The organism is Arthrobacter sp. B0316-1-20 (assembly GCF_059091865.1).
Genome location: NZ_JBNHHC010000129.1, coordinates 1 through 5,172 on the forward strand (window position 1 = coordinate 1; position 5,172 = coordinate 5,172).

Annotated in this window: 6 protein-coding genes and 1 pseudogene; 2 read left to right on the forward strand and 5 right to left on the reverse strand. The window is 60.0% G+C overall.

Annotation, left to right across the window (positions count from 1 at the left end):
- The 4 genes and pseudogenes from AC5RW2_RS40240 to AC5RW2_RS40255 all read right to left on the reverse strand — a co-directional run.
- A pseudogene (locus tag AC5RW2_RS40240) lies at nucleotides 1-262 on the reverse strand (hypothetical protein); the annotation flags it as partial.
- 120 nt (nucleotides 263-382) lie between these two features.
- On the reverse strand, nucleotides 383-805 hold the full coding sequence (locus AC5RW2_RS40245; protein WP_493986624.1) for a cupin domain-containing protein: 423 nt from the start codon (nucleotides 803-805) through the stop codon (nucleotides 383-385).
- A 126-nt stretch (nucleotides 806-931) separates the two neighbouring features.
- Nucleotides 932-2,137: a PucR family transcriptional regulator gene (locus AC5RW2_RS40250; protein ID WP_494037345.1), complete on the reverse strand. Its 1,206-nt coding sequence runs from the start codon at nucleotides 2,135-2,137 to the stop codon at nucleotides 932-934.
- 411 nt (nucleotides 2,138-2,548) lie between these two features.
- Entirely contained in the window at nucleotides 2,549-2,887 is a 339-nt protein-coding gene (locus tag AC5RW2_RS40255) for a histone-like nucleoid-structuring protein Lsr2 (protein WP_494075247.1), read from the reverse strand.
- Nucleotides 2,888-3,300: 413 nt separating this feature from the next.
- Between AC5RW2_RS40255 and AC5RW2_RS40260 the strand changes: the two genes are divergently transcribed.
- Both AC5RW2_RS40260 and AC5RW2_RS40265 read left to right on the forward strand, forming a co-directional pair.
- Nucleotides 3,301-4,182, forward strand: coding sequence for a restriction endonuclease (locus tag AC5RW2_RS40260; protein WP_494075248.1), 882 nt, complete (start codon nucleotides 3,301-3,303; stop codon nucleotides 4,180-4,182).
- Between the two features lie 233 nt (nucleotides 4,183-4,415).
- Nucleotides 4,416-4,652 (forward strand): DUF2188 domain-containing protein, encoded by a 237-nt coding sequence (locus tag AC5RW2_RS40265; protein WP_494037188.1) that lies wholly within the window; start codon nucleotides 4,416-4,418, stop codon nucleotides 4,650-4,652.
- Nucleotides 4,653-4,810: 158 nt separating this feature from the next.
- On the opposite strand, the gene AC5RW2_RS40270 is transcribed toward AC5RW2_RS40265, so the two are convergent.
- Nucleotides 4,811-5,014, reverse strand: coding sequence for a cold-shock protein (locus AC5RW2_RS40270; protein WP_494075249.1), 204 nt, complete (start codon nucleotides 5,012-5,014; stop codon nucleotides 4,811-4,813).
- Nucleotides 5,015-5,172 lie beyond the last annotated feature (158 nt).

A 5,172-nucleotide genomic window follows, 5' to 3' on the forward strand; every position in this document is an offset into this window, starting at 1 on the left:
GGCCAATCTTGTCGGCTATGATTCCGAGCGCGATACCGCTGAACGGGCGAACGGCATACGTGACAGCAAAGGTGCTGAAGGACGCTAGGAGCTGCACGGATTCGCTGGCGTTCCCATAGAAAATGTGGCCTATGGTGGCAGCAGCATATGCAAAAACAATTGCGTCATACCATTCGACAAAGTTGCCCAAGGCTCCGGCAATGATGGTTTTTTTCGGAAGAGCTCTATTAGACCTAACTGAGGTAGCCGTCACATCAATCAACTTTCACTGAAGCCAGGCTTTTTACAGCTGCGCCCGGCTGGACGATCAATACGAACAAATGAAGCCGTTTTTTACGTCCGGCTTTGCGGTAGATTGCCTCGTTAATAGCGGCGCAGAACTTCAGGCCGGCTGACCCTGCCGGCATTTAAGTGCGGCTTGAACGGTGTCGAACTGTTTGAAGTCGGGCCGCGCATCACTGGGGTGCCCCCAGATCACAAGCATTCTCAAGGGAGTATTTCCCGCATTTTCCACGCCACGGTCGTCTTCAGGGCGGGTCAGTGCGGCGTCCCCGGGATAAAGCAGCTGATGTGCGCCGTTAACCGTCAGTTGCGCTGTTCCGGACATGACAAAGTAAAGCTCTTCCAGGTTTTCGCCGGAGCGGGGATGACTGTGTATCCCCTCCCCTCCCCCAACCGGAAATTCCCAGGCCTGCACCATTACAGGCAATTCGGATTCCGTCAGGAAATAACTCTGGATCGAGAGGGGACTTTTACCTTCATGAAGGTTGAACGGGTAAACACAATCGCCTTTTCGTTCGATCATTATGACTCCTTTGTCATGCATGGAAAGCGCTATTGCGCCGGTATGTGATTCCGGTCACCATGACCTGTGAAGAGCGTATATGGGGGCTTAGCGCATGGACCATATGCGCGTGTATGAACCTTGGACCTAGTTTTCCTCGGAATGTAGAAAGAGAGGCAATTCGGTCTCCAGGAAGGCCATAAGCCCAACACCGATTTGGAGGGCGAGGCGATCATTGCCGTTCTTCAAGTCATATCCGGTCTGTTCTTCAATCCGCGCGAGCCGGTAGTAAAGAGTGGTCCGGTGGATATTAAGGCGCTGCGATGCTCTGGTGATGTCGCCGCTTTCTTCCAGGAAGACCGATACTGTTTTCATCAAAGCGGCACCCGAACTCGATGTAGCCAGTTCACTGACTGGTGCAGGGATGACTTGGGCCGGGTCCTCCAAAACCGCGCGCAGGAGAACCCCCTGAAAATTGCAGTCGGACCATGACAAGCAGCGTTTGTTCCTGTCAATGGCCGCGTAGGCGGCAAGCGCCGCCTGCGTAAGCAACTCCTCGACTTCGGTGACCCGACCCCAGCTGCTAAGACCGACAGACAGCCGGTCGTATTCCTGCCTGGCTAATGAGTGATCGACCGGGAATCCGGCTTTGTCCGGGGAACGGCGGTGTTGGTCCCTGATGACGGTCAGGGCGATCCGTCCCCGTGCGACTGAAGCTGTCCTGATGATCCTGCGGTCATGTATTGACCTGGCTATAAGTTCATCGAGGATCTGCGCCGGACGAACCGGATCTTCCGGTTCCTGGTGGAAATAGACCACGAAGACGGCGATGTTGGTTTGCGGGTCGATTAGTTGACCCTTCCAAAAATCCCTTAGCTCATGCCTGCGGTTCGGTTTGGAAAGGATCTTCAGGAACGTGGCCCAGACGACGGCTTCCTGCTGTACCGTTCTGTCTGGTTCCTGGCTCAGTATGAGGGCAAATTCGGGAAGAGAGGCCGCAACTATTCTGTCGTCAGCTTCGCTGGCCTCTCCGATCAGCCAGAGAAACCCAACCCATTCGCCGTTTCGCTGCACCGGATAGCACCGACGGACCGTGATTCCGAGGCCGTCGTTCGCGGGAATGCGGATAGGACCTCTGAGGTTTGCCGCATCCACGAAGCTGTACAGGTAGGCAGACGATTCATCGTCCAGGTGGCGGGAAACGAGCACGTTCACGCGCAGGCCGTCCAGGTCGCCGAAATGACGGCTACTGGTGACGAAGTGGCGATGGCGGTCATCAACAGCCACGGACCGACCAAGCTTTTCGGCGAGCTGATCGACGAAGTGCTGTACAGCGTCACGGTTCACAGTCATTTATATACTCCTGCAGCGTTGAACAACTGCGCCGACGAAGGGCAGGCTCCGATTTGGCGGGCACCGGGAGCGGTCTTCCCGTCGTGGCCGCTGAACCGGGTTCCCGTCGACGATACTCTGCCGGCGCCTGCCGTGGCAGGGTCAGGCAGAGCGTCCTTGCGTGTCGGCATCCTTGAGGGTACATCTGATATACCCAAATTTCGGGCCGGAAGTTCCGGCCAGGTGACCGATAACAGCGCATATGTCCCGCTTGGAGATAAGCGCCTCGCTCCTGCCAACACTGGTGCCCCTGGGCAGCGGCAGCATCGTCTTCAGCGACGACGGCCAGGGCGGCTGGATCTGAGAGTACCCGGCCAAATAGCCCTCCGGGCAGGTGGGTGCGTAGACGGCTTACCCACCTGTCCGCGGTATTCAGGACACCGCTTTACGGTAGGCTTCGACGACCTCGGAGGAGATCCGTCCCCTCCCGGAAACGGTGTAGCCGTTTTTCTTGGCCCATTCGCGGATTTTCCGGGTTGCTTCACGGCTGGAGCCGGCTGGCGCCGTGGGCGCGGCCTTCCCGCGTGCGGAGGCCGCCGAGGCCTTGCGTCCGGCTTTTACATACTGTGTGAAGGTCTTGCGCAGGACCCTGGCGTCGTCAGCGGACAGATCGATTTCGTAGTTCGTGCCGTCGATGGCGAATTGGACTGTTTCGTCCGCCGGCCCGCCGTCCAGGTCGGAAATCAGTTTAATCTGCACTCGCTTTGCCATCTGAAACCGCTCCTTGGTGACGGGATATTGTCCCTGGATAATGCAGTCCCTCCGCTGCTTTGAGGAGGAGTTGCTGCCAGTCCCGCTGTCATGTTGCTTCGGATATTTCCGGCCCCGCTTTATGGTTCACACGGGCGCCGGAATGCTTTTTTCTGTCAGGTGAATCGTCCCGTGTCCGGCTCAGATTTTCGGCAAGAAAACCCAAAGATCTACCCAAACCCGCCCGGTTCATTCTTCACCGGTTCTTCTCTGTTGCATCCTCCCGCGGCAGGTCCCGGGATGTTCCGTAGACTCCGGCCCGGTTTGTTTGAAATGCTCTATGCATTCCTGCCGCGCGCGGCTTTCGAAGGAGGATTGTGACGGACGAAGCTGTTCCAGCCGTTGTTGAACCGATTCCCAAATGGCATGAGTTTATGGTTCCGGTTCTTCGGGTGCTGGCCGACGGTCAACCGAGAGTCCGCCGGGACCTGATGGCAGCGGTTCTGGACGAGGCCGGAATGACCGAGGCGCAGCGGGCAGTGATGCTCTCCTCCGGCCAGTCCAAAGCGGAGAACCGGATCGGGTGGGCCATGTCGGACCTGACCCGGGCGACAGCGGTCGCCAAGCCCGAACGCGGCAGGTTCGTCATCACCGATCTGGGCCGGGAACTGCTGCACCGGAACCCGCAGGCCGTCACCCAGGACGTCCTGAAGGACATCCCGGCCTACCGCGACTACGAGCCGCAGCGGCAGAACGTCTCCAAGGCCGACCCGGTGGATATCACCGTCGAAGACTCCGAACTGGACCCGACCGAACAGATCGAACGCGGCATCGAACTGCTGCGGGCGGATCTGGCCACGGACCTGCTCAAGCGGCTGCAGGACCGCCACCCGGACTTCTTTGAAGAAGCCGTGGTGAAACTCCTGCTGGCGATGGGCTACGGCGGGGCCGAAAACCGCGGCCGGCGCATCGGCGGATCCGGCGACGGAGGCGTGGACGGCGTCATCGACCAGGACGCCCTGGGCCTGGACCAGATCTATATCCAGGCCAAACGCTACGCTGCAGACGTCACGGTCGGCCGGGAAGCGATCCAGTCGTTCGTCGGGGCCCTGGCCGGCCGCGGGGCCACCCGCGGGGTCTTCATCACCACCAGCCGGTTCTCCGCCGGGGCCCTGGAATACGCCAAATCCATCCCGACACGGATCATCCTCATTGACGGCAAGCAGCTGACCGACCTGATGATCCGCCACGGCGTGGGTGTTCAGATCGCCAAAACCTACACGGTCGCCGAAATCGACGAGGATTTCTTCGAATAGACCCTGTGCCCTCGCGGATAAAGCAGCACGGCAGACCGACAAACGCCGATATCAGCGCATATGAAAGATGCGGCTCGTGCGAAACCGGGATGGCGGGATGTGAACACCGGCTACAGGACAGGATGCCGGCCCTCCATTGCACTATGCGTCGATGCGTCCGATCCGTTGCGGATTGGGGCCGGTACGCTGAATGCGTTCCATCCTCAGGGCACCAACGGGAAAGGCTGCAGCGCATGGCTAAAGGCGATATCGAAACCTACTGTGAGGATGGCCGCTGGGGCAACCGGCGGATCGGCATTACCGACCCGTTCGCCGTTGCCGCCTCCCGCAGCCGCGAAGCGATGATCGAACAGGGTCGGAAGGACGCGGCCCTCTACGGGGTCGCCCATCTCATCCGCCATGAGGACGGCACCGTCACCGTTGACATTCCGGCCCGGGGACCGGGCCAGAGTATGCCCGCCTCCGTCTAGCCCACCGAACCAGTGGGTCGCGCCGGGACCCCGCAGACGCTACCGGGCGGAGCAGGGATACGGGAGGTCCCTAGGATTTGCAGCCTAAACGTTCTTACGTTAAGACCGCAGCACCCCCGGACCTCAGGGCTCCGGGGGTGCTGTTGGCTTGAAAGTCCTTAGAGGGGGCGGATGTTTTCGGCCTGCAGGCCCTTCTGGCCCTGAACGACGTCGAATTCGACCCGCTGGTTTTCCTCCAGGGAGCGGTAGCCGCTGGCGGCGATCTGCCTGAAGTACGCGAACACATCCGGCCCGCCGTCATCCTGGGTGATGAAGCCGAAACCCTTTTCGGCGTTGAACCACTTCACGGTGCCTGTTGCCATACTGTTTTTTCCTTCGCGGCCGCACCGCCGGCTCCCCCGTCGGGAACCTACCCGCGGGCGTACCTCTCCCACCCTAGGACGGGAGGAACGGCCTCGACAAGGACTCCCCGCTTCCACCGAACCGCCCGCACCCACCGTTCCAACCCGCCAATATCAGC